This window comes from Micromonospora sp. NPDC048868, from assembly GCF_043198195.1.
In the GTDB taxonomy this organism is placed as follows: Bacteria; Actinomycetota; Actinomycetes; order Mycobacteriales; family Micromonosporaceae; genus Micromonospora; species Micromonospora reichwaldensis.
Genome location: NZ_JBICUN010000001.1, coordinates 609,772 through 630,649, shown reverse-complemented (window position 1 = coordinate 630,649; position 20,878 = coordinate 609,772). Strand labels below are relative to the sequence as shown.

The 20,878-nt window shown below is 73.6% G+C and carries 13 protein-coding genes; 9 read left to right on the top strand and 4 right to left on the bottom strand.

Annotation, left to right across the window (positions count from 1 at the left end; all coding sequences use genetic code 11):
• Positions 1–418: 418 nt before the first annotated feature.
• Positions 419–1,102, bottom strand: a complete 684-nt coding sequence (locus tag ACGFNF_RS02945; protein ID WP_393165298.1) for a hypothetical protein — start codon at positions 1,100–1,102, stop codon at positions 419–421.
• 69 nt (positions 1,103–1,171) lie between these two features.
• Between ACGFNF_RS02945 and ACGFNF_RS02940 the strand changes: the two genes are divergently transcribed.
• From ACGFNF_RS02940 to ACGFNF_RS02930, 3 genes are read left to right on the top strand one after another with little or no spacing between them, the layout of a single operon-like run.
• A complete protein-coding gene (locus tag ACGFNF_RS02940; RefSeq protein ID WP_393165296.1) occupies positions 1,172–3,790 on the top strand; it encodes a valine--tRNA ligase in 2,619 nt (872 codons plus the stop codon).
• Positions 3,787–5,121 carry a folylpolyglutamate synthase/dihydrofolate synthase family protein gene (locus ACGFNF_RS02935; protein ID WP_132240454.1) on the top strand — a complete coding sequence of 445 codons (1,335 nt, stop codon included), beginning with the start codon at positions 3,787–3,789 and terminating at the stop codon, positions 5,119–5,121. Before ACGFNF_RS02940 ends, ACGFNF_RS02935 begins: the two co-directional genes overlap by 4 nt.
• A complete protein-coding gene (locus tag ACGFNF_RS02930; RefSeq protein WP_357580756.1) occupies positions 5,118–5,597 on the top strand; it encodes a DUF4233 domain-containing protein in 480 nt (159 codons plus the stop codon). The genes ACGFNF_RS02935 and ACGFNF_RS02930 overlap by 4 nt, the downstream gene beginning before the upstream one ends.
• A 31-nt stretch (positions 5,598–5,628) precedes the next feature.
• Here ACGFNF_RS02930 and ACGFNF_RS02925 read toward each other — a convergent pair whose 3' ends face one another.
• The gene (locus ACGFNF_RS02925) at positions 5,629–7,026 is read right to left on the bottom strand and encodes a VOC family protein (RefSeq protein WP_393165294.1); all 1,398 of its coding nucleotides are present in this window, start codon (positions 7,024–7,026) and stop codon (positions 5,629–5,631) included.
• 143 nt (positions 7,027–7,169) lie between these two features.
• Between ACGFNF_RS02925 and ndk the strand changes: the two genes are divergently transcribed.
• Positions 7,170–7,595 carry a nucleoside-diphosphate kinase gene (ndk, locus tag ACGFNF_RS02920; protein WP_132240451.1) on the top strand — a complete coding sequence of 142 codons (426 nt, stop codon included), beginning with the start codon at positions 7,170–7,172 and terminating at the stop codon, positions 7,593–7,595.
• A gap of 66 nt (positions 7,596–7,661) precedes the next feature.
• On the opposite strand, the gene ACGFNF_RS02915 is transcribed toward ndk, so the two are convergent.
• Positions 7,662–8,102 (bottom strand): carboxymuconolactone decarboxylase family protein, encoded by a 441-nt coding sequence (locus tag ACGFNF_RS02915; RefSeq protein WP_311414979.1) that lies wholly within the window; start codon positions 8,100–8,102, stop codon positions 7,662–7,664.
• A 411-nt stretch (positions 8,103–8,513) separates the two neighbouring features.
• Here ACGFNF_RS02915 and ileS point away from each other — a divergent pair, with 411 nt between their 5' ends.
• Positions 8,514–11,705, top strand: coding sequence for an isoleucine--tRNA ligase (gene ileS / locus ACGFNF_RS02910; RefSeq protein WP_393165291.1), 3,192 nt, complete (start codon positions 8,514–8,516; stop codon positions 11,703–11,705).
• A 161-nt stretch (positions 11,706–11,866) separates the two neighbouring features.
• Positions 11,867–12,562 (top strand): lysophospholipid acyltransferase family protein, encoded by a 696-nt coding sequence (locus tag ACGFNF_RS02905; RefSeq protein WP_357580761.1) that lies wholly within the window; start codon positions 11,867–11,869, stop codon positions 12,560–12,562.
• A gap of 152 nt (positions 12,563–12,714) precedes the next feature.
• On the opposite strand, the gene ACGFNF_RS02900 is transcribed toward ACGFNF_RS02905, so the two are convergent.
• Entirely contained in the window at positions 12,715–13,929 is a 1,215-nt protein-coding gene (locus ACGFNF_RS02900) for a hypothetical protein (RefSeq protein WP_393165351.1), read from the bottom strand.
• A gap of 659 nt (positions 13,930–14,588) precedes the next feature.
• On the opposite strand from ACGFNF_RS02900, the gene ACGFNF_RS02895 reads away from it, so the two are divergent.
• The 3 genes from ACGFNF_RS02895 (at position 14,589) to ACGFNF_RS02885 (ending at position 20,783) form a co-directional block, all read left to right on the top strand.
• Positions 14,589–16,574 (top strand): TIGR03960 family B12-binding radical SAM protein, encoded by a 1,986-nt coding sequence (locus ACGFNF_RS02895; protein WP_393165289.1) that lies wholly within the window; start codon positions 14,589–14,591, stop codon positions 16,572–16,574.
• A 163-nt stretch (positions 16,575–16,737) separates the two neighbouring features.
• On the top strand, positions 16,738–17,472 hold the full coding sequence (locus ACGFNF_RS02890) for a TIGR03936 family radical SAM-associated protein (RefSeq protein WP_207914652.1): 735 nt from the start codon (positions 16,738–16,740) through the stop codon (positions 17,470–17,472).
• A gap of 131 nt (positions 17,473–17,603) precedes the next feature.
• Complete coding sequence (locus ACGFNF_RS02885; protein WP_393165287.1) at positions 17,604–20,783, top strand: ribonuclease E/G; 3,180 nt, start codon at positions 17,604–17,606, stop codon at positions 20,781–20,783.
• Positions 20,784–20,878 lie beyond the last annotated feature (95 nt).

The following is a 20,878-nucleotide window of genomic DNA, read 5'->3' as shown; positions in this document are numbered from 1 at the left end:
CGGAAGCTAAGCCCTCCAGCGCCGATGGTACTGCACTCGGGAGGGTGTGGGAGAGTAGGACGCCGCCGGACAATCTTTCAGTTCAGGGTCACCCCGTTTGGGGTGGCCCTGAACTGCGTTACAGCTCATTTCGGGGCGTGGCCGAGAGCCGAATCCTGCGGGGACCGGAGGCCGAGAGCCGGATCCCCCCGGGCCGGAGCAGAACCGATCGGGCGGCGGAATCGTTTCCAGGCCGGGGCCGCGGGTTCCCCCGGCCAGGCGCCGGGGACACTCCGCCCGCACGACTTGAACTCCGCCCGCACGACTTGAACTCCGCCCGCACGACTTGAACAGCGCCCAGACCACTCGGACTCCGCCCGCACCACCTGGACTCGGCCGGGCCGCCAGGGCGTCAGCCTCGGGCCGGGCCACCAGAGCGTCAGCCTCGGCTCTGGATCTCCTCGCGCATGGCGCGGAACAGGCCGCCGGAGTCTTCGACGGAGCGACCCGGGAACATCGCCATCACCACGCTGCCGTGGTCGGCCCAGCCGCAGACCGCGAAGTCGCCACCGTCGCCGCTGGTGGTGCCGCACTTCATCACGCCACCGAAGCGCCCGGCGGGCACCTCGCGCAGCCCCGTCACCTTGCCGGTCTCGTCGGTCAGCAGGCCGAAGAGGCTGTCCAGGTCCCGCTCCGGCTGCCAGAGCAGGGTCGTCCCGCCGAAGACGAGCACCGAGCGCTTGTCGTCGGCGGGATCCCGGTAGACGGTGCCGAAGCTGCTGTCCAGGTCGATGTCGGCGGCGAACCCGCTGCGCAGGTAGTCGGAGGTGCTGCGGGCCCGGTCGCTGTCGTCGCGTACGAGGCCCGCCACCCGGTCCGGGGTGGCCAGATCGGCGTCCTTCTGCTGGGCGACCCGCCAGCCGGCCGTGCCGAGCACCGCAGCCCCCGCGATTCCGACCACCGCCGCCACGGCCCACGCCACCCGCCGGCGCCCCGACCACGGCCCCCGCCGCTCCGGGGCGCTCTCCGGGTCCCGGTTGCTGAGCTGGATGGGCTCGTCGGTCAGGTCGATCGGTTCGGGCCCGTCGGCGACCGGGCGATCGGTGAGATGTGCGTCGGACATAGCCGACACCGTACGCGAACGGCAGGTGGCGCACGTCGGGTCCCGGGAAGCGCTCCGTAGACTTTCAGGGTGACCGAGAGACTGGATGCCCGACGCCCCGACGCCCCGACCCTTGCCGGCCAGTACCAGCCCGGCGAGGTGGAGCAGCGACGGTACGAGCAGTGGGTAGCCGCCGGCCACTTCCGGGCGTCGGCGGACAGCGACAAGCCCCCCTTCACCATCGTCATCCCGCCGCCCAACGTCACCGGCTCCCTGCACATGGGCCACGCGCTGGACCACACCGTCCAGGACGCGCTGGTGCGGCGCAAGAGGATGCAGGGCCACGAGGCGCTGTGGCTGCCGGGCATGGACCACGCCGGGATCGCCACCCAGAACGTGGTCGAGCGGCAGCTCGCCGGCCAGGGCCTGTCCCGGCACGACCTGGGCCGGGAGAAGTTCGTCGAGCGGGTGTGGCAGTGGAAGGCCGAGTCCGGCGGCGCGATCCTCGGGCAGATGCGCCGCCTCGGCGACTCCGTCGACTGGGACCGTGAGCGCTTCACCATGGACGAGGGCCTGTCGCGGGCCGTCCAGACCATGTTCAAGAAGCTCTACGACGACGGGCTGATCTACCGGGCCAACCGGATCATCAACTGGTGTCCGCGCTGCCTGACCGCGCTGTCGGACATCGAGGTGGAGCACACCGACGACGACGGCGAGCTGATCTCGATCCGGTACAGCGACGACGTCGTGGTCGCCACCACCCGGGCCGAGACGATGCTCGGTGACACCGCGGTCGCCGTGCACCCGGACGACGAGCGCTACCGGCACCTGATCGGCACCGAGGTGGCCGTGCCGTTGACCGACCGGCGGATCCCGATCGTGGCCGACGAGCACGTCGACCCGAGCTTCGGCACCGGCATGGTCAAGGTGACCCCCGCGCACGACCCGAACGACTTCGAGATCGGCCAGCGGCACGACCTGCCGTCGCTGACGATCATGGACGAGCGGGGCGTCATCACCGCACACGGCCCGTTCCAGGGCCTGGACCGCTACGAGGCCCGCCCGGCGATCGTCGCCGCGCTGCGCGAGCAGGGCCGGATCGTCGCGGAGAAACGGCCGTACGTGCACGCGGTGGGGCACTGCTCCCGGTGCCGGACGACCGTCGAGCCGCGGCTGTCGCTCCAGTGGTTCGTCAACACCGCCCCGCTGGCCGAGGCCGCCGGCGACGCGGTGCGCGACGGCCGGGTGAAGATCGAGCCGGCGGAGCTGGCCAAGCGGTACTTCGCCTGGGTCGACAACATGCACGACTGGTGCATCTCCCGCCAGCTCTGGTGGGGCCACCGCATCCCCGTCTGGTACGGCCCGGACGGCGAGATCGTCTGCGTCGGCCCGGACGAGGAGCCGCCGAGCGGCGAGGGCTGGCACCAGGACGAGGACGTCCTGGACACCTGGTTCTCCAGCGGCCTGTGGCCGTTCTCGACGCTCGGCTGGCCGGAGCAGACTCCCGACCTGGCGAAGTTCTACCCGACCAGCGTGCTGGTCACCGGCTACGACATCCTCTTCTTCTGGGTCGCCCGGATGATGATGTTCGGCCTGTACGCGATGGACGGCCGGCCGCCGTTCCACACGGTGGCCCTGCACGGCATGGTCCGCGACCAGCACGGCAAGAAGATGTCGAAGTCGTTCGGCAACGTGGTCGACCCGCTGGACTGGATCGAGCGGTACGGCGCCGACGCCACCCGGTTCACCCTCGCCCGGGGCGCCAACCCGGGCGGGGACGTGCCGGTCAGCGAGGACTGGTGCCAGGGCTCGCGCAACTTCTGCAACAAGCTGTGGAACGCCACCCGCTTCGCGCTGCTCAACGGCGCGCACACCGAGGGGCCGCTGCCGGCGGCCGACACGCTGTCGACCGTCGACCGGTGGATCCTGTCCCGGCTGGCGCACGTCACCGCCGCCGTTGACGAGCAGTTCGAGGCGTACGAGTTCGCGAAGGTCTGCGACCTGCTCTACCACTTCGCCTGGGACGACGTCTGCGACTGGTACGTGGAGCTGACCAAGCCGGTGCTCGCCGAGGGCGGCCCGGCCGCCGAGGCCACCCGCCGGGTGCTCGGGCACGTGCTGGACCAGCTGCTGCGGCTCCTGCACCCGGTGATCCCCTTCGTCACCGAGGAGCTGTGGACCGCGCTCACCGGCGGCGAGACGGTGATGACTGCCGCCTGGCCGGTCGCCGACCGTACCGGAGTCGACGACGCCGCGGAGGTCGAGGTCGGCACCCTCCAGCGGGTGGTGACCGAGATCCGACGGTTCCGCTCGGACCAGGGGCTGCGCCCGACGCAGCGGGTCGCCGCGCGGCTCGACGGCCTGGCCGCCGCCGGCATCGCCGCGCACGAGCCGCTGATCCGGTCGCTGGTGCGTCTCGACGCGGCCGGCGACGGCTTCCAGGCCAGCGCGACGCTCGCCATGCCCGGCGAGGTCAGCGTGGCCCTGGACACCCGGGGGACGATCGACGTGGCCGCCGAGCGCGCCCGGCTGACCAAGGACCGGGCCGCCGCCGAGAAGGAGGCCGCGCAGGCCCGGGCGAAGCTCGGCAACCCGGCGTTCGTCGACAAGGCGCCGGAGCCGGTGGTCGCCAAGATCCGCGACCGGCTCGCCGTCGCCGAGGCCGACCTCGTCCGCATCGACGCCGCTCTGGAGGCGCTGCCCTCGTGACCGACCGCACCGATTTCGCCGCCGTCGAGGCCGAGCTGGCCGAACGCGGGTTCACCCGCATGGCCTTCGAGCTGGACAAGATCGAGTCGCTGCTGGACCTGCTCGGCAGCCCGCAGCGGGCGTACCCGTCGATCCACCTGACCGGCACCAACGGCAAGACCTCGACGGCCCGGATGATCGACTCGCTGCTGCGGGCGTTCGGGCTGCACACCGGCCGCTACACCAGCCCGCACCTGGAGAGCGTCCGGGAGCGGATCAGCCTGGACGGCGAGCCGGTGGACGAGGGACGGTTCGTCGCCACGTACCGGGAGATCGAGCCGCTCGCCCGGCTGGTCGACGAGCGCTCGGCGGAGCCGCTGACGTACTTCGACATGACGACCGCGCTGGCCTTCGCCACCTTCGCCGACGCCCCGGTGGACGTGGCGGTGGTCGAGGTGGGTCTCGGCGGCGCCGAGGACGCCACAAACGTGATCCAGGCCGGGGTGTGCGTGCTCACCCCGGTCGGGCTGGACCACACCGAGTGGCTCGGCGACACCATCCAGGACATCGCGCTGGCCAAGGCGGGAATCATCCACAAGGGCGCGACGGTGATCTCCGCGGCGCAGGAGGAGGAGGCCGCCGGGCCGATCCTGGAGCGCTGTGCCGAGGTCGGCGCGACCATCGCCCGGGAGGGCGCCGAGTTCGGGGTGCTGCGGCGGGCGGTCGCCGTCGGCGGGCAGGTGCTCACCCTCCAGGGCCTCGGCGGCGTCTACGAGGAGGTGTTCATCCCGCTGCACGGCGCCCACCAGGCGCAGAACGCGGCGGTGGCGCTGGCGGCGGTGGAGGCGTTCCTCGGCGCCGGGGCGAAGCGGCAGCTCGACGTCGAGGCGGTCCGGGAGGGCTTCGCCACCGCCAGCTCGCCCGGGCGGCTGGAGCGCGTACGCAGCGCGCCCACCATCCTGCTCGACGGGGCGCACAACCCGCACGGGATGGCCGCCACCGTGGCCGCGCTCCAGGAGGAGTTCGCCTTCAGCAAGCTGGTCGCGGTGGTCGGCGTACTCGCGGACAAGGACGCGGCCAGCCTGCTGGAGCTGCTGGAGCCGGTGGTCGACCAGGTCGTGGTGACCCGCAACAGCTCGCCCCGGGCGCTGCCCGCCCGGGAGCTGGCCGCGCTGGCGGCGGAGGTCTTCGGGCCCGAGCGGGTGGAGGTGGCCGAGGAGATGCCGGACGCGATCGAGGCGGCGGTGGCGATGGCCGAGGAGGACGTACCGGGGGAGCTGAGCGGGGTCGGGGTGCTGGTCACCGGGTCGGTGGTGACGGTGGCCGACGCCCGTCGGCTGCTGAAGCGATGACCGGGCCGGAGCGCGCCCCCGCGGGCGACGACCGCCCGACCGGGGCACCCGGCGACCTCCCCGCCGGTACGTCGGACGGCACCCCTGACGACGGCGCGGTCCGGACGGCCGACGGCAACCCCGCAGGGCGCCCGCCGCGCCGCTCCGGGCTGCGCAACCCGGAGCGGGCGGTCCGTGGCCTCGGCGCCGGCACGCTCAGCCTGGAGGCGCTGGTGCTGGTGCTGGCCATCCAGCCGATCCGGGTGGTCGGCGGCGACCTGGGCGGCGCCGCGATCGGGGCCGTGGTGGCGCTGGCCGTGGCGGCGGTGCTGCTCGCCGGCATGATGCGCCGGCCGTGGGCCTGGCACGCCGGCACCGCCCTGCAGGGACTGCTCATGCTGGCCGGCCTGCTGCACTGGTCGCTGCTGGTGCTGGGGATCGTCTTCGCCCTGGTGTGGGGCTACGCCCTGCACGTGCGCCGGGTCATCCTGGGCTGACGGCCAGGCCTCGGCGAGCTGGGCTGACAGGTCAGGCCTCGGCGCGTTCCCGCCACTGGGTGAGGGCGATGCCGTGGCCGTCCGGGTCGCGGAACGCCGCCGCCCACACCTCCAGCTTCGTGCCCCGGTTGACCACCCGGGGGGCGTACGTGAACCGGACGCCCGTGCCGCGCAGCCGCTCGTAGGCGGAGCCGATGTCGTCGACCTCGAGGTTGACGTGCACCAGCCGGCGGCTGATCGGCGCCGCCTCGGTCACCTCGCGCAGCACGAGGCGGGTCGTCCCGGAGGAGAGGACCGCGTTGCCGGAGCCCCGGTCGACCTCGGCGAAGCCCAGGTCGCGGTAGAAGTCCAGCGAGCGGGGCAGGTCGGTGACCAGCAGGGTCAGCCCCACGCCGGCGATCGGCGCCCCGAACTCGTCGCCGGCCGCCGCGGTCTCCCCGGCCTCGTCGTCGGCGTCGGTCGCCGGACCCGGGCCCGGGCCGAAGATCGCCTCGTCCAATTCCTCCGGGCTGATCCGCTCGTCGCGGACCCGGTCGCGCGGTGGGGCGGGATCGTCCAGGGGCAGGTCGAGCGGATCCGCCGGCGCGGACGGGTCGGGGCGCTCGCCGGGCGCGTCGAACCGCTCCTCGGCGGGCGGGCGGGGCGTCGGGGTGGCCCGGCGCGGCAGGGTGCCGGTGGTGGGCTGCTCGACGAGCGTGCCCTCCAGCACGACCGGCCCACCCGGACGCTGGTGCATCACGACGGGCTCGCGCTCCTCGGGCCGCCCGACCCGGTCCCCACCGAGCGGATCGCCCAGCGGATCCCCGACGGGGTCGCCCAGCGGATCGCCCACCGGCGCCCGGAAGTCGTCCCGGTAGTCGTCGCGGTAGTCGTCCCGGAAGTCGTCGTCCGGCGCCCGGTCCGCCCACGGCGGGGCCTCCTGCTGGATCAGCACGTCGTCCAGCGGCTCGGTGCCCGCGTACTCGGGCGGCAGGTCGGCCGCGACGGCGGCGGCGGTCTCCGCGTGGGTGGGCACGTCGTCCCAGAGCACCCGGACGTGGCGCTGGTCGTCCAGGGCCACCCGGATCGGCAGCGTCTGGCCCAGCGACGGCCACTTCGCCACCGGCACCCGCGGCTCGATGATCTTCTTGGACCGGGGCGGCAGCCCCGGGGCGTCGATCACCAGCTGGAGTTCGCAGCGGCCGAAGGCGTACTGCGTGGGCGGCTCGGAGGCGCTGTGCACGTGCCCTTCGCCGATCACCCAGGTGCGACCGCCCCCGCGCACCGTGGCCAGCGCGATGGCCAGCACCAGCAGGGCGACGCCGAGCGCCACGATCGCCCAGCTCGTCATGCCCAGGCCGAAGAGGACGACGAAGGTGGCCACGGTGCCCAGCACCGCGGCGATCAGCTTGCGTACCGGTGCGATGGGCCGGTTCCCGCCATTCGCCACAGTGGACCTCCCGAGGGTCAAGGGCCAGGCTAGGCCGGATCGGCCGCCGGAGGAAGGACCGGCCGCCGCGCCGGTGCCGGGACCGGGTCGCTAGGCTGACCGTACCCAGCCCGACCGTCTTCCGCGCACAGGAGGAACCCAGCGTGTCCAGCAGCAGCCCCGATGAGCGCACCCTCGTACTGATCAAGCCCGACGCGGTCCGCCGCGGGCTGGTCGGCGAGGTGATCTCCCGCTTCGAGCGCAAGGGGCTGCGGATCGACGCGATGGTGTCCCGGACGATGGACGCCGCGCTGGCCGACGAGCACTACGCCGAGCACGTCGACAAGCCGTTCTACCCGCCGCTGAAGGACTTCATGACCGGCGGCCCGCTGGTGGCGCTGGTGCTCTCCGGCGACCAGGTCATCGACGTGGTCCGCGGGCTCGTCGGCGCGACCGACGGGCGTCGGGCGGCGGCCGGCACGATCCGCGGCGACCTCTCCCTGTCCAACCGCGAGAACCTGGTGCACGCCTCCGACTCGCCGGACAGCGCGAAGCGCGAGATCGCGCTCTGGTTCCCCGAGCTGGTCTGACACACCCGCCGTCGCGGGGCCGGTGCGCGTCGCGCGCACCGGCCGCCTGCGTCGCCTCGCGGACCGTCACACCTCCGTGGGGAGGTCGGTGCGGCAGGTCACGGCGATCCGGTTCCACACGTTGATGGTGGCGATCGCCATCAGCAGGTCGGCGAGTTCCTTCTCGGACCACACCTTCGCCGCCGCGTCCCAGACATCGTCCGGCACGCCGTGCTCGCCGAGCCGGGTCACCGCGTCGGTGAGCGCCAGCGCGGTCCGCTCCCGCTCGTCGAAGAAGGGCGCCTCCCGCCAGGCGGCGACGGCGAAGAGCCGCCGGTCCGACTCGCCCGACGCCAGCGCGTCCCGGCTGTGCATGTCGACGCAGAACGCGCAGCCGTTCAGCATCGACGCCCGCAGCTTCACCAGCTCCAGCACGGTGTGTTCGACGTTCGCCCGGACGTACTTCTCCAGCCCCAGCACGGCCTGGTACGCCTGCGGTGCCACCTCGGCCACGTTGATCCGTTGCATGACGGCCCTCCTCGATCCGGTCTGTGTCGACACCCATCCGACGACGCGCGTAGGCACGGCGTGACACCTGCGGACGTGAGCCCGGTCACGCCGCTCGTCACCCTGGGCCGCCGGTCACCGGACGGGTTTACTCGGCGGCGATCTTCGTGGGTGGTCGGGTAACCTTGGCGGTCGTAAGGCGATGACCCGGCCATCACCGGCGAGCCTCCGGAAGAACAGCCGGTTCACCCCGGCCCAGTAGAACCGGACGGGTCCGGCCCGTCACAGCCGGCCAACGAGCGGGCGGTCGATCCTGGCCGCCAAGCGGGGTGGTACCGCGGGCCTGCCCGGGGGCGCCGTCGAGGCGTACCCGAGAAGGCTCGTCCTCGCAGACCCACACGACAGTGAGCTGCGCGAGGAGAGCGACCCCCGATGGTCTATCCGTTGCACGAACCGACCGCCACCGGCGTCCCGGCGAGCCCGGACCTGCCCGCGGTCGAGCGCCGGGTCCTGGAGCACTGGACGGCCGACAAGACCTTCGAGGCCTCCGTCGAGGCCAGGCCGGCCTCCGGCCGGCAACCGGAGACCAGGGACTCCGTCGAAGGCGGTGTCGCAGGCGACGCCGACAACGAGTACGTCTTCTACGACGGCCCGCCGTTCGCCAACGGCCTGCCGCACTACGGCCACCTCTTCACCGGGTACGTGAAGGACGTGGTGCCGCGCTACCAGACGATGCGCGGTCGGCGGGTGGAGCGGCGCTTCGGCTGGGACTGCCACGGCCTGCCCGCCGAGGTGGTCGCCGAGAAGCAGCTCGGCATCACCAGCAAGGCGGAGATCCTCGACCTCGGCGTGGCCCGGTTCAACGAGGCGTGCCGCTCCTCGGTGCTGGAGTTCACCCACGACTGGGAGCGCTACGTCACCCGGCAGGCCCGCTGGGTCGACTTCGCCAACGACTACAAGACCCTCGACCTGGACTACATGGAAAGCGTCATGTGGGCCTTCAAGACCCTGCACGACAAGGGCCTGGTCTACGAGGGCTTCCGGGTGCTGGCGTACTGCTGGCGTTGCGAGACGCCGCTGTCGAACACCGAGACCCGGATGGACGACGTCTACCGGGACCGGCACGACCCGACGCTGTCGGTCTGGTTCGCGCTGACCCCCGACGAGAGCGCGCCGGAGCTGGTGCGCGGGCCGGTGCGCCTCGGCGTCTGGACCACCACGCCGTGGACCCTGCCGTCCAACCTCGCGCTCGCCGTCGGCCCCGACATCGAGTACGCGGTGCTGGAGCGCGACGGGCAGCGGTACGTGGTCGGGGCGGCGCGGCTGGCCGCGTACGCCAAGGAGTTGGAGGGCTACGAGCAGGTCGGCACCGTCTCCGGCCGGGACCTGGCCGGGCGCCGCTACACCCCGCTGTTCGACTTCCTCGTCGAGCAGGCCGGCCCGAACGCCTACCAGGTGCTCGGCGCGGAGTTCGTCACCACCGAGGACGGCACCGGGATCGTCCACCTGGCCCCGGCCTTCGGCGAGGACGACCAGAACGTCTGCAATGCGGCCGGCATCCCCACCATCGTCACGGTGGACGACCACACCCGGTTCACCGCGCTGGTGCCGCCGTACGAGGGCGAGCAGGTCTTCGACGTCAACAAGCCGGTGATCCGGGAGCTCAAGGAGCGGGGGGTCGTCCTCAAGCAGGACACCTACACCCACTCGTACCCGCACTGCTGGCGCTGCGACACCCCGCTGGTCTACAAGGCGGTGTCGTCGTGGTTCGTCGCGGTGACGCGGTTCAAGGACCGGATGGTCGAGCTGAACCAGCAGATCAACTGGACGCCGGGGCACATCAAGGACGGCTCGTTCGGCAAGTGGCTGGCCAACGCCCGCGACTGGTCGATCAGCCGGAACCGGTTCTGGGGCTCGCCGATCCCGGTGTGGAAGTCCGACGATCCGAACCATCCCCGGGTCGACGTCTACGGCTCGCTGGAGGAGATCGAGCGGGACTTCGGCGTACGCCTGAGCGACCTGCACCGGCCGGCGGTGGACGACCTGGTCCGCCCCAACCCGGACGACCCCACGGGGCGCTCGATGATGCGCCGGGTGCCGGAGGTGCTGGACTGCTGGTTCGAGTCCGGCTCGATGCCGTTCGCCCAGGTGCACTACCCGTTCGAGAACCGCGACTGGTTCGAGCACCACTACCCGGGCGACTTCATCGTCGAGTACATCGGGCAGACCCGCGGCTGGTTCTACACCATGCACGTGCTGGCCACCGCGCTGTTCGACCGGCCGGCGTTCCGCAACTGCCTCAGCCACGGCATCCTGCTCGGCTCCGACGGGCGCAAGATGTCCAAGAGCCTGCGCAACTACCCGGACGTCTACCACGTGTTCGACTCGTACGGCTCGGACGCGATGCGCTGGATGCTGATGTCCTCGCCGGTGCTGCGCGGCGGCGACATGGCGGTGACCGAGCCGGGCATCCGCGACGCCGTCCGGCAGGTGCTGCTGCCGCTGTGGAACGTCTGGTACTTCTTCTCGCTCTACGCCAACGCCGACGGGTACACCGCGAAGCGGAACACGACGAGCACCCACCTGCTCGACCGGTACGTGCTGGCGAAGACGAACGAGCTGGTGTCGACGGTCCAGGAGCAGATGGACGCGTACGACATCTCGGGCGCCTGCGTCACCGTGCGGTCCTACCTGGACGCGCTGACCAACTGGTACGTGCGGCGCTCCCGGGACCGGTTCTGGTCCGGCGACGCCGACGCGTTCGACACCCTGTGGACGGTGCTGGAGACCCTGTGCCGGGTGGTGGCGCCGCTGGCGCCGCTGACCGCCGAGGAGATCTGGCGCGGCCTCACCGGCGAGCGGTCGGTGCACCTGACCGACTGGCCGTCCGCCGGGGAGTTCCCGGCCGACCACGAGCTGGTCGCCGCGATGGACGCCACCCGGGAGGTCTGCTCGGCGGCGCTGTCGCTGCGCAAGGCCAAGGGCCTGCGGGTGCGGCTGCCGCTGGCGAAGCTCACCGTCGCCTCGCCGGTGGCGGCGCAGCTGCGCCCGTTCGGTGACCTGGTCGCCGACGAGGTCAACGTGAAGGCGGTGGAGTTCACCGACGAGGTGTCGGCGTACTGCCAGCAGGTGCTGACCGTGGTGCCGCGCGCGCTCGGCCCCCGGGTCGGCAAGCAGGTGCAGCAGGTCATCAAGGCGGTCAAGGCCGGGGAGTGGGAGCTGGTCGACGGCGCCCCGGTCGCCGCCGGCGTCACCCTCGCCGAGGGCGAGTACGAGCTGCGCCTGGTCGCCGCCGACGCCGAGCACTCCGCGCCGCTGCCCGGCGGCGAGGGCGTGGTCGTGCTGGACACCGAGGTCACCCCCGAGCTGGCCGCCGAAGGGCTGGCCCGGGACGTCGTCCGGGTGGTGCAGCAGGCCCGCCGCGACGCCGACCTGGACGTCTCGGACCGGATCGTGGTGGCGTTGTCGGCCGGCGAGGAGGTGCGCGCGGCGGTGGCCGCGTACACCGACTTCGTGGCCCGCGAGGTGCTGGCCGACTCCGTCGACTTCGCCGACGGGGTGGACGGCTTCGCCGGGGAGGTCGGCGAGGGCGAGCGGGTGACCGTGGCCGTCCGCAGGGTATGAGTCGGTGAGACGGGGGCGGTCCGGCGGAGTGTCGCCGGACCGCCCCCACCGGCCCCGACAGGCCCGCTCACCAGGCGGTCGACCCGCCACCCGGGCGACGACGCGTGGACCCGTCGGTTACGGTGACACCGCCTGTTCGCACACACTCCGCCGGAGGACCAGTGCCCCTGCTCTACACCATCGGCAAGCTCACCGTGGCGCCCGCGCTCCGGCTGGCCTTCCGTCCGACCGTGGAGGGGTTGGAGCACATTCCGGACACAGGGGGTGCGATCTTCGCGGGCAACCACCTCTCGGTCGCCGACGAGCTGTTCCTCGGCACCGTGGTCCCCCGGCACCTGGCGTTCTGGGCCAAGTCGGAGTACTTCACGGGCACCGGCCCGAAGGGCGCCCTCTCCAAGCACGTGCTCACCGGCCTGGGCGCCATCCCGGTCGAGCGGGCCGGCGGTCGGGCGGCACTGTCCGCGTTCGACGCCGCCATCCCGGTGCTCAAGGCCGGTGACCTGGTCGCGGTCTATCCGGAAGGGACCCGGTCGCCGGACGGCCGGCTCTACCGGGGGCGTACCGGGGCGGTCCGGCTGGCGGTGGCGGCCGGCGTGCCGGTCATCCCGGTCGGCATGACCGGCACCGACAAGGCCCAGCCCATCGGCACCCGGGTGCCCCGCCCCGGCCGCGCCAAGATCACCATCCGGTTCGGCAAGCCGCTCGACTTCACCGGCCGGTCGGACGACCGCACGTCGCTGCGCGAGATGACCGACGAGGTCATGGCCGAGATCCAGAAGCTCACCGGCCAGGAGTACGTCCCCCGCTACGCCCCGCCGCGGGGGCACTCCGCCACCCCGGGCGACGCCCCGGCCTGAGCCCGGGCGCGGGGCGGACGGAGCCGCGCCGCTGCTCCGTCGCGGGCGTGGGACCGCAGCGGCCCGTCGACCGGGCCGCCGGGCCGGCTCGACGCCACCGGGCCGGCTCGACACCGGCGGGCCGGCTCGACGGCGTCGAGCCGGTGGAGCGGCTACTTCTGGTTGGTCGTGACCATCTGCTCCCGCAGGGTGCCGAGCAGGGTGGCGCTGTCGTCGAGGGAGAGCCGGGTGAAGACCGCGGTGGCGATGCTGCCGTGGTCGACCGAGGTGCACACCACCACGTCCTGGCCGTCGGCGCGCCCCACCGCGCAACGCTGGTGCCGGCCGCGTACGCCGGTGTCGACCACCTGGGCCTCGCCGAGGGAGTACTGCCCGGTGAGGCGGGTGATCTCGTCCTCCGCGTCGGACTCCGGGGTGAACCGGAAGCCGGTGCCGCCGAAGACCGTCACCCGCTTGCCGGCGGGCGTGGCGTAGACGCCGGCGAAGGTCTTCTCGGCCAGCCAGTGCGCCTTGCGCACGTCCGCCTCCAACTGCTTGGCGGTCGCCTTGCTGGTGTTGTCGTCGCGCAGCCGCAGGTCGGCCACCTCGGCCGGCAGGCTGGCCTCGGCCGGGTACTGCGACGCCATCGGCACCCCGTAGTAGGCCGGGCAGCCGCAGCAGCAGGCCAGCATCAGCAGCAGGTACCACGGCCAGCGGCGACGCTTGCGGGCTGGCCTCGGGGCGTACCCCCTGGGGGCCTGCTGGCCGGGTGGCGGGCCGGCCGGCGGCGCCGTCGCCCGCCGTTGCCTCGGCGGCGCGGGCGGCGGAGGCGGGGGTGGCGCCGGGCGGGCCGGGCCGGGCGCCCGGGAGGCCGGCGGCGGGGAGACCGGGTAGGCCGCGGGCGGCGGGGAGACGGGGTACGCCGACGGCGGCGGGGCGGCCGGGTACGCGGCCCGCGGCGGCGCCGGACGCGGTGGCTCCGGCGGCGCGGGGGAGTGCACGGGCGGCGCGGAGTGCACGGGTGGCGCGGAGTGCACGGGTGGCGCCGGCGGTCCGGAGTACGGCCGGGGCGGCGGCGCGGCGGGGTAGGGCAGCGTCGGCGAGGGCGGCGGAGGCGGCGGCAGGTCCCACCCGCCGGTGTCCGCGCCCGCCCACGGGTCGACCGGCGTGCGGTGCTCGGCGGGCTGCTCGGGCGGGGGCGCCGGCGGAGGCGCCGGCACCGGGGGGATCTCGGCCGACTCGCCCCAGGCGCGCTTGCGCGGCTTCGGCGGGGGTACCGCCGCCGAACCGCTCCACCGGGGCGCGGGCGGTTCGGCCGGTAGCTCGTCGGGGGAGAACATCCGGGTGCCCTGCGGTCCCACGGCCGGCCGCTCGTCGCCGGGGAACATCCGGGTGCCCTGCGGTCCCGCGGCCGGCGGGCCGTCGTCGGGCAGCAGGCGGGTGCCCTCCGGGCCGGTGCCGGCCATCCGCCCGGGCCCGGCGTCCCGGGTGCCCTCGGCCCCGGCGTCGTCGGCGTCCTGCGGCGCGGTGGCGTCACCGGTGTCCGGCCGGTCGGTGGCGTCGCCCGTGCTGTGCGGCGCGGTGGCGTCACCCGTGTCCGGCCGCGCGGCGTCGGCCCCGGCGCCGCGCACCCCGGCGTCGTCCGCGTCCTGCCCGATGTCGGACGTCGCGGTCGGCCCGGGGGCGTCGGTGGGCAGCTCACGGGTGCCCTCCGGGCCCGTGCCGCCGGCGGGGGCGGGCGTTGCGGGGGAGGTCGGGGGCTCCTCGGTGACCGCCGGATCCGGACCCTGGTCCTGACCCGGGGGGCTCCCGTCGGCCGGCCGGTCCGTGCCCGGCTGCGGCTGCGGCATCGCGGCAATCTCCTCTCGCGCCGGTCCGAGGTTAGTACCGATGCGCCAGCGGGGCGATTCCGGCCACCGCCACCGCCGGTACCGCGGGGTCGAACGGGCGCCGCGACGTGCCGGGAGGCGCGGCGACCCGCGCCCCGAGGGCGTGGCGACCGGCGTGCGCGCGGTGGCCGCCGCCGGGCCGCGTACCCTTGGGCATCATGAGCGTCCCGTCCACCACGCCGCGCCCCGCCGCGGCCAATTCGGTCTGGCCCCGGCTGGAGCCGCTGCTTCCCCAGGTGACCAAGCCCATCCAGTACGTCGGTGGCGAGCTGGGCGCGGTGGTCAAGGACTGGGACGCGGCGGCCGTGCGCTGGGCGCTGATGTATCCCGACGCCTACGAGGTCGGCCTGCCCAACCAGGGCGTGCAGATCCTCTACGAGGTGCTCAACGAGCTGCCCGACGTGCTCGCCGAGCGGACCTACGCGGTCTGGCCGGACCTGGAGAAGCTGATGCGCGCCCACGGCGTGCCGCAGTTCACCGTCGACGCGCACCGCTCCGTGCGCGACTTCGACGTCTTCGGCGTCTCCTTCTCCACCGAGCTGGGCTACACCAACCTGCTCACCGCGATCGACCTGGCCGGCATCCCGCTGCTCGCCGCCGACCGCACCGACGCCGACCCGGTGATCGTGGCCGGCGGCCACGCCGCGTTCAACCCGGAGCCGATCGCCGACTTCGTCGACGCCGCCGTGCTGGGCGACGGCGAGGAGGCGGTCCTGGAGATCACCGGGATCGTGCGGGAGTGGAAGGCCGAGGGCTCCCCTGGCGGGCGCGACGAGCTGCTGCTGCGCCTGGCCCGCACCGAGAGCGTCTACGTGCCGCGCTTCTACGACGTGGACTACCTGCCCGACGGCCGCATCCAGCGGGTCGTGCCGAACCGGGCGGACGTGCCGTTCCGGGTGCACAAGCGCACGACCATGGACCTGGACGCCTGGCCGTACCCGAAGAAGCCCCTGGTGCCCCTGGCCGAGACCGTGCACGAGCGGTACGCCGTGGAGATCTTCCGGGGCTGCACCCGGGGCTGCCGGTTCTGCCAGGCCGGCATGATCACCCGCCCGGTGCGCGAGCGCTCCATCACCACCGTCGGGCAGATGGTGCGGGAGGGGCTGGAGTTCTCCGGCTTCCACGAGGTGGGCCTGCTGTCGCTGTCGTCGGCCGACCACTCCGAGATCGGCGACATGTGCTCCGGCCTGGCCCAGCAGTACGAGGGCACCAACGTGTCGCTCTCGCTGCCGTCGACCCGGGTGGACGCGTTCAACATCGACCTCGCGCAGGAGTTGTCCCGCAACGGGCGGCGCACCGGCCTGACCTTCGCCCCCGAGGGCGGGTCGGAGCGGATCCGCAAGGTCATCAACAAGATGGTGTCGAAGGAAGACCTGATCCGCACCGTCGTCACCGCGTACACGAACGGCTGGCGGCAGGTGAAGCTGTACTTCATGTGCGGCCTGCCCACCGAGACCGACGAGGACGTCCTCGAGATCGCGGACATGGCCCACGAGGTCATCCGGGCCGGCCGGGCCGCCACCGGCTCGAAGGACATCCGCTGCACGGTCTCCATCGGCGGGTTCGTGCCGAAGCCGCACACCCCGTTCCAGTGGGCGTCGATGGAGCGGCCGGAGGTCATCGACGGCCGGCTCAAGATGCTCAAGCAGGCGATCAACGCGGACCGGTCGCTCGGCCGGGCGATCGGCTTCCGCTACCACGACGGCGAGCCGTCGCTGATCGAGGGCCTGCTCAGCCGGGGTGACCGGCGGGTCGGCGCGGTGATCCGGCGGGTGTGGGAGAACGGCGGCCGGTTCGACGGCTGGAGCGAGCACTTCTCCTACCAGCGCTGGGTGGAGGCGGCGACCGAGGTCCTGCCGGCCTTCGGCGTCGACCTCGACTGGTACACCACCCGCCAGCGCGACGAGCTGGAGGTCCTGCCCTGGGACCACCTGGACTCGGGCCTGGACAAGGACTGGCTCTGGCAGGACTGGCAGGACTCGCTCAGCGAGTACGAGCAGGACGACTGCCGGTGGACCCCGTGCTTCGACTGCGGCGTCTGCCCGTCGATGGACACCGAGATCCAGATCGGCCCGACCGGGAAGAAGCTTCTCCCGCTCACTCCGATCAACGGTCTGAAGCTCCCCACCGGCGCCCAGCAGTAGCTCCGGCGCACGGCGGGCACGCCCGCCGTGCGCCGGGTTGATCATGTGGTTATCGTCAGCGGCACGCGAGTCGCGAGCAGTGCCGTCACGATCAACCGGTTCCGACACGAGGAGCACGACGATCAGTAGGAAACCACAGCCAGAGGGCGGCCAGGCACCCGTCGTGCAGCGGGTCCGGATCCGGTACGCCAAGCGCGGCCCGCTGCGCTTCACCTCGCACCGGGACTTCGCCCGGGCGTTCGAGCGGGCGCTGCGCCGGGCGGGCGTGCCGATCGCCTTCTCCCAGGGCTTCACCCCGCACCCCAAGATCTCGTACGCCAGCGCGGCCCCGACGGGCGTGGCGAGCGAGGCGGAATACCTGGAGATCGGCCTCCGTGAGCAGGTCGACCCGGCGCAGTTGCGCGCCGCGCTGGACGCCGCCCTTTCGCCCGGTCTCGACGTGCTCGACGCCGTCGTGGCCGCCGGCGGGAGTCTTGCCGACCGGATCGAGGCGTCGCACTGGCGCATCGAGCTGCCCGAGGTCGACCCGGCCGTCCTGCAACGGGCGGTTTCCGCCTTCACGGCCGCCGAGGAAGTGCTGGTCGAGCGGATGACCAAGCAGGGCCGGCGCACCTTCGACGCCCGGGCAGCGGTGATACGCATCGATGTGATCGCGTCGCCGGAGACGCCTTCCGGGGCACCGGCCGTACCGTGTGCGATACTCGAACTGGTCGTGCGGCAGGTCACCCCCTCCGTGCGGCCCGATGACGTCCTTTCCGGCCTCCGCGTGGTGGCCGACCTGGAGCCGCCGGTCTCGCCGAGGGTGATCCGGCTGGCACAGGGCACGCTGACCGCGCAGGATGCGATCGCGGATCCGTTGGAAGCGGACCGCGACGGGGCAACCATCGGTGAACGCTGACCGTCGGTCGACGTTCAGGTAGGCAGACTTCGGCGGTCGCGCACCGTGCGCGCCCGGCGGAAACACTTTTGCGGCGACCCTGCGTGGCAGCGCTCACCCGCGCCCGGGGCAGCCAGAACTGGAGAACGTCCATGCTCGAGAACGAGCCCGAGGGCGGCGAACGGACCGGTTCACAGCCGGCCGACGAGACCGCTGACAGCAGCACCGTCGAGAACGCCGCCGGGGCGGAGAACGCCGCCGGGGCGGAGAACGCCGCCGGGGCGGAGAACGCCGCCGGGGCGGAGAACGCCGCCGGGGCGGAGAACACCGCCGGCACCGGCGGGGCCGAGCAGGCCCCGGCCGCGCCGGTCCGACGGCGTACGACCCGGCGACGGGCCACGCCGCTGAACCAGCCGGAGCAGACCGAGGTGCCGGTCGAGGCGTCGACGGCGCCCGTGCCGGGCAGCGGCGAGGCGCTCCAGGCCGAGGTGTTCGCCCCCGTCTCCGGTGATCTCGACGCCGCCCCGAAGGCGACGCGCCGCCGCCGCAAGGCCACCACCGCGAAGGCCGCCGAGGACACCAGTGCGCCGCCCGCCGAGGCCGCCGGGCAGGCCCCCGAGGTCGCCGCGCCGCCCGCCGCGGAGGCGTCGCCCGCGGCGGACCAGGCACCCGCCGAGCCGGCCGCGCCGCCGGCCAAGGCGACGCGTACCCGTCGGAAGAAGGCCGCCCCCGCCGCGGCCGAGCCGGCCGCGGAGACCCCGACCGACGCCCTCGGGACCGGTACCGCGCCCACGGAGCAGCCGCCGGCAGCCGCCGGCATCGAGCCGGAGGCCGGCACCGGGTTCGGCGCCGCCGCCCCGCCCGCCGCGGTAAGCGGCGCGGAGAGCCGTTCCGGCGAGGTCCCGCCCGGCGTGGCGGTCACCCCGCCCGCCGAGGAGGAGCCGACCGAGGCCGTCGAGCCGGTCGTCGAGCCGGAGCCGGTCGTCGAGCCGGAGCCGGTCGTCGAGCCCGAGCCGCGCACCCGCCGCCGGCGGGCCGCGCTCTCCGCGCCCACCGTGCTGTTCATGGCCCCGCAGCCGGAGGACGTCCCGGTCGCCCGGGTCGTGGCTCCCGCTCCGGAACCGGAGCCGGAGGAGCCCGCCGCCGAGGAGCCGGCCGAGCCGGCGCGCCGCCGCCGGCGTGGCCGTCGCGACGTCGAGGCGGTCGAGGTCGTCGAGCCCGAGGAGCCGACCGAGGAGGCCGAGGAAGCCGCCGAGGACGAGGACGAGGACGAGGACGAGAGCGCCGCGGCCCGCCGCCGGCGCCGCCGTGGCCGTCGCGGCCGTGGCCGGGGCAAGGGCGGCGCGGAGGACGCCGAGGACGAGGAGTCCGAGGAGGCCGCGCAGGCCGAGGCGGAGGAGTCCGAGGGTGACGAGGACGAGGAGGGTGAGGGCGGTGACGGGCTGACCCGTCGCCGTCGTCGTCGCCGCCGCCGGGGCGCCGGTGACGTCGAGGCGGGCGCCGACGACGGCGTGCCGACCGTCGTCAAGATCCGCGAGCCGCGCAAGACCGTCGACGAGGTGCAGGGCGTCTCCGGCTCCACCCGACTGGAGGCCAAGCGTCAGCGCCGCCGCGACGGCCGCGAGCAGCGCCGGACCCGGCCGCCGATCCTCAGCGAGTCGGAGTTCCTGGCCCGCCGGGAGGCCGTCGACCGGGTGATGGCGGTACGCCAGCGCGGCGACCGGACCCAGATCGCCGTCCTGGAGGACGGGGTGCTCGTCGAGCACTACGTCACCCGCAACTCCTCCGGCACCATGGCCGGCAACGTCTACCTCGGCAAGGTGCAGAACGTCCTGCCCAGCATGGAGGCGGCGTTCGTCGACATCGGGCGCGGCCGCAACGCCGTCCTCTACGCCGGCGAGGTCAACTGGGACACCACCGGCCTGGAGGGGCGGGCCCGCTCCATCGAGCAGGCGCTGCGCTCCGGCGACTCGGTGCTGGTGCAGGTCACCAAGGACCCGATCGGCCACAAGGGCGCCCGGCTGACCAGCCACATCGCGCTCTCCGGCCGGCACCTGGTCTACGTGCCGCACGGCAACGCGTCCGGCATCAGCCGCAAGCTGCCCGACACCGAGCGCAAGCGGCTGCGGGACGTGCTGAAGAAGCTGGTGCCGGACGGCGCGGGCGTGATCGTTCGGACCGCCGCCGAGGGCGCCAGCGAGGACGAGCTGGCGCGCGACGTCAAGCGGCTCCAGGCGCAGTGGGAGGACATCCAGGCCAAGGCGGCCGAGGGCGGCGCCCCGGTGCTGCTCTACGAGGAGCCGGACCTGGTCATCCGGGTCGTCCGGGACCTGTTCAACGAGGACTTCCGCGAGCTGGTGATCGAGGGCGAGCAGTCGTACGACATCGTCGAGTCGTACCTGTCGCACGTCTCGCCGGACCTGGTCGCCCGGCTGCGCCGGCACGTCGGCGCGGCCGACGTCTTCGCCGAGTACCGGATCGACGAGCAGATCATCAAGGGGCTGGACCGCAAGGTCTTCCTCCCCTCGGGCGGGTCGCTGGTGATCGACCGGACCGAGGCGATGACGGTCATCGACGTCAACACCGGCAAGTACACCGGCTCCGGGGGCAACCTGGAGGAGACGGTGACCCGGAACAACCTGGAGGCGGCGGAGGAGATCGTCCGCCAGCTCCGGCTGCGCGACCTCGGCGGCATCGTGGTGATCGACTTCATCGACATGGTGCTCGAGTCCAACCGCGAGCTGGTGCTGCGCCGGCTGACCGAGTGCCTGGGCCGGGACCGCACCAAGCACCAGGTCACCGAGATCACCTCGCTCGGGCTGGTGCAGATGACCCGCAAGCGGATCGGCGCGGGCCTGCTGGAGGCGTTCAGCGAGACCTGCGAGTGCTGCAAGGGCCGGGGCCTGATCATGCACACCGAGCCGGTGCCGGAGAAGCCGCGTTCCGGCGGTGGCGGTGCGGGGGAGAAGGTCAAGGCGGTCGCCTCGGCCGTGGCCACTCCGGCGGCACCGGAGCAGGGCGCCGGCACCTCCCGACGGCGGGCGCGCAAGAGCGCGCCGGCCGAGCGCACCGTGGCCGAGGTCACCGAGACCGACGCCGACGCCGCTCCGGACGCCGAGTACCACGACACCATGGGCTACGACCTGTCCCGCTACGAGGCGGACACCGCCGCCGCCGGGGAGGTCGCCGACAGCCAGACGGGCGAGTCGGCGCGGCTGGCCGCCCCGGACGACCCGGACGCGCTCTCCGACGCCGACGGCGACGAGTCGGAGGGGGGCTCCGGTCGGCGCCGGTCCCGCCGCAGCGGCGCGCGGCGGCGTACCCGGCCGTGACCGGCTGACCGACCCGACGTGTGACAGGGCCCCTTCCCGGTGATGTCCGGCGGGAGGGGCCCTGTCGTATGGTCGATCCCCGGCCACGATCGGCC

Coding starts and splice junctions, on each gene's coding strand:
- ACGFNF_RS02945 (WP_393165298.1), bottom strand. CDS start 1,102: ATGTCCGACGCACATCTCACCGATCGCCCGGTCGCCGACGGGCCCGAA.
- ACGFNF_RS02930 (WP_357580756.1), top strand. CDS start 5,118: ATGACCGGGCCGGAGCGCGCCCCCGCGGGCGACGACCGCCCGACCGGG.
- ACGFNF_RS02915 (WP_311414979.1), bottom strand. CDS start 8,102: ATGCAACGGATCAACGTGGCCGAGGTGGCACCGCAGGCGTACCAGGCC.
- ileS (WP_393165291.1), top strand. CDS start 8,514: ATGGTCTATCCGTTGCACGAACCGACCGCCACCGGCGTCCCGGCGAGC.
- ACGFNF_RS02900 (WP_393165351.1), bottom strand. CDS start 13,929: ATGTTCCCCGGCGACGAGCGGCCGGCCGTGGGACCGCAGGGCACCCGG.
- ACGFNF_RS02895 (WP_393165289.1), top strand. CDS start 14,589: ATGAGCGTCCCGTCCACCACGCCGCGCCCCGCCGCGGCCAATTCGGTC.
- ACGFNF_RS02885 (WP_393165287.1), top strand. CDS start 17,604: ATGCTCGAGAACGAGCCCGAGGGCGGCGAACGGACCGGTTCACAGCCG.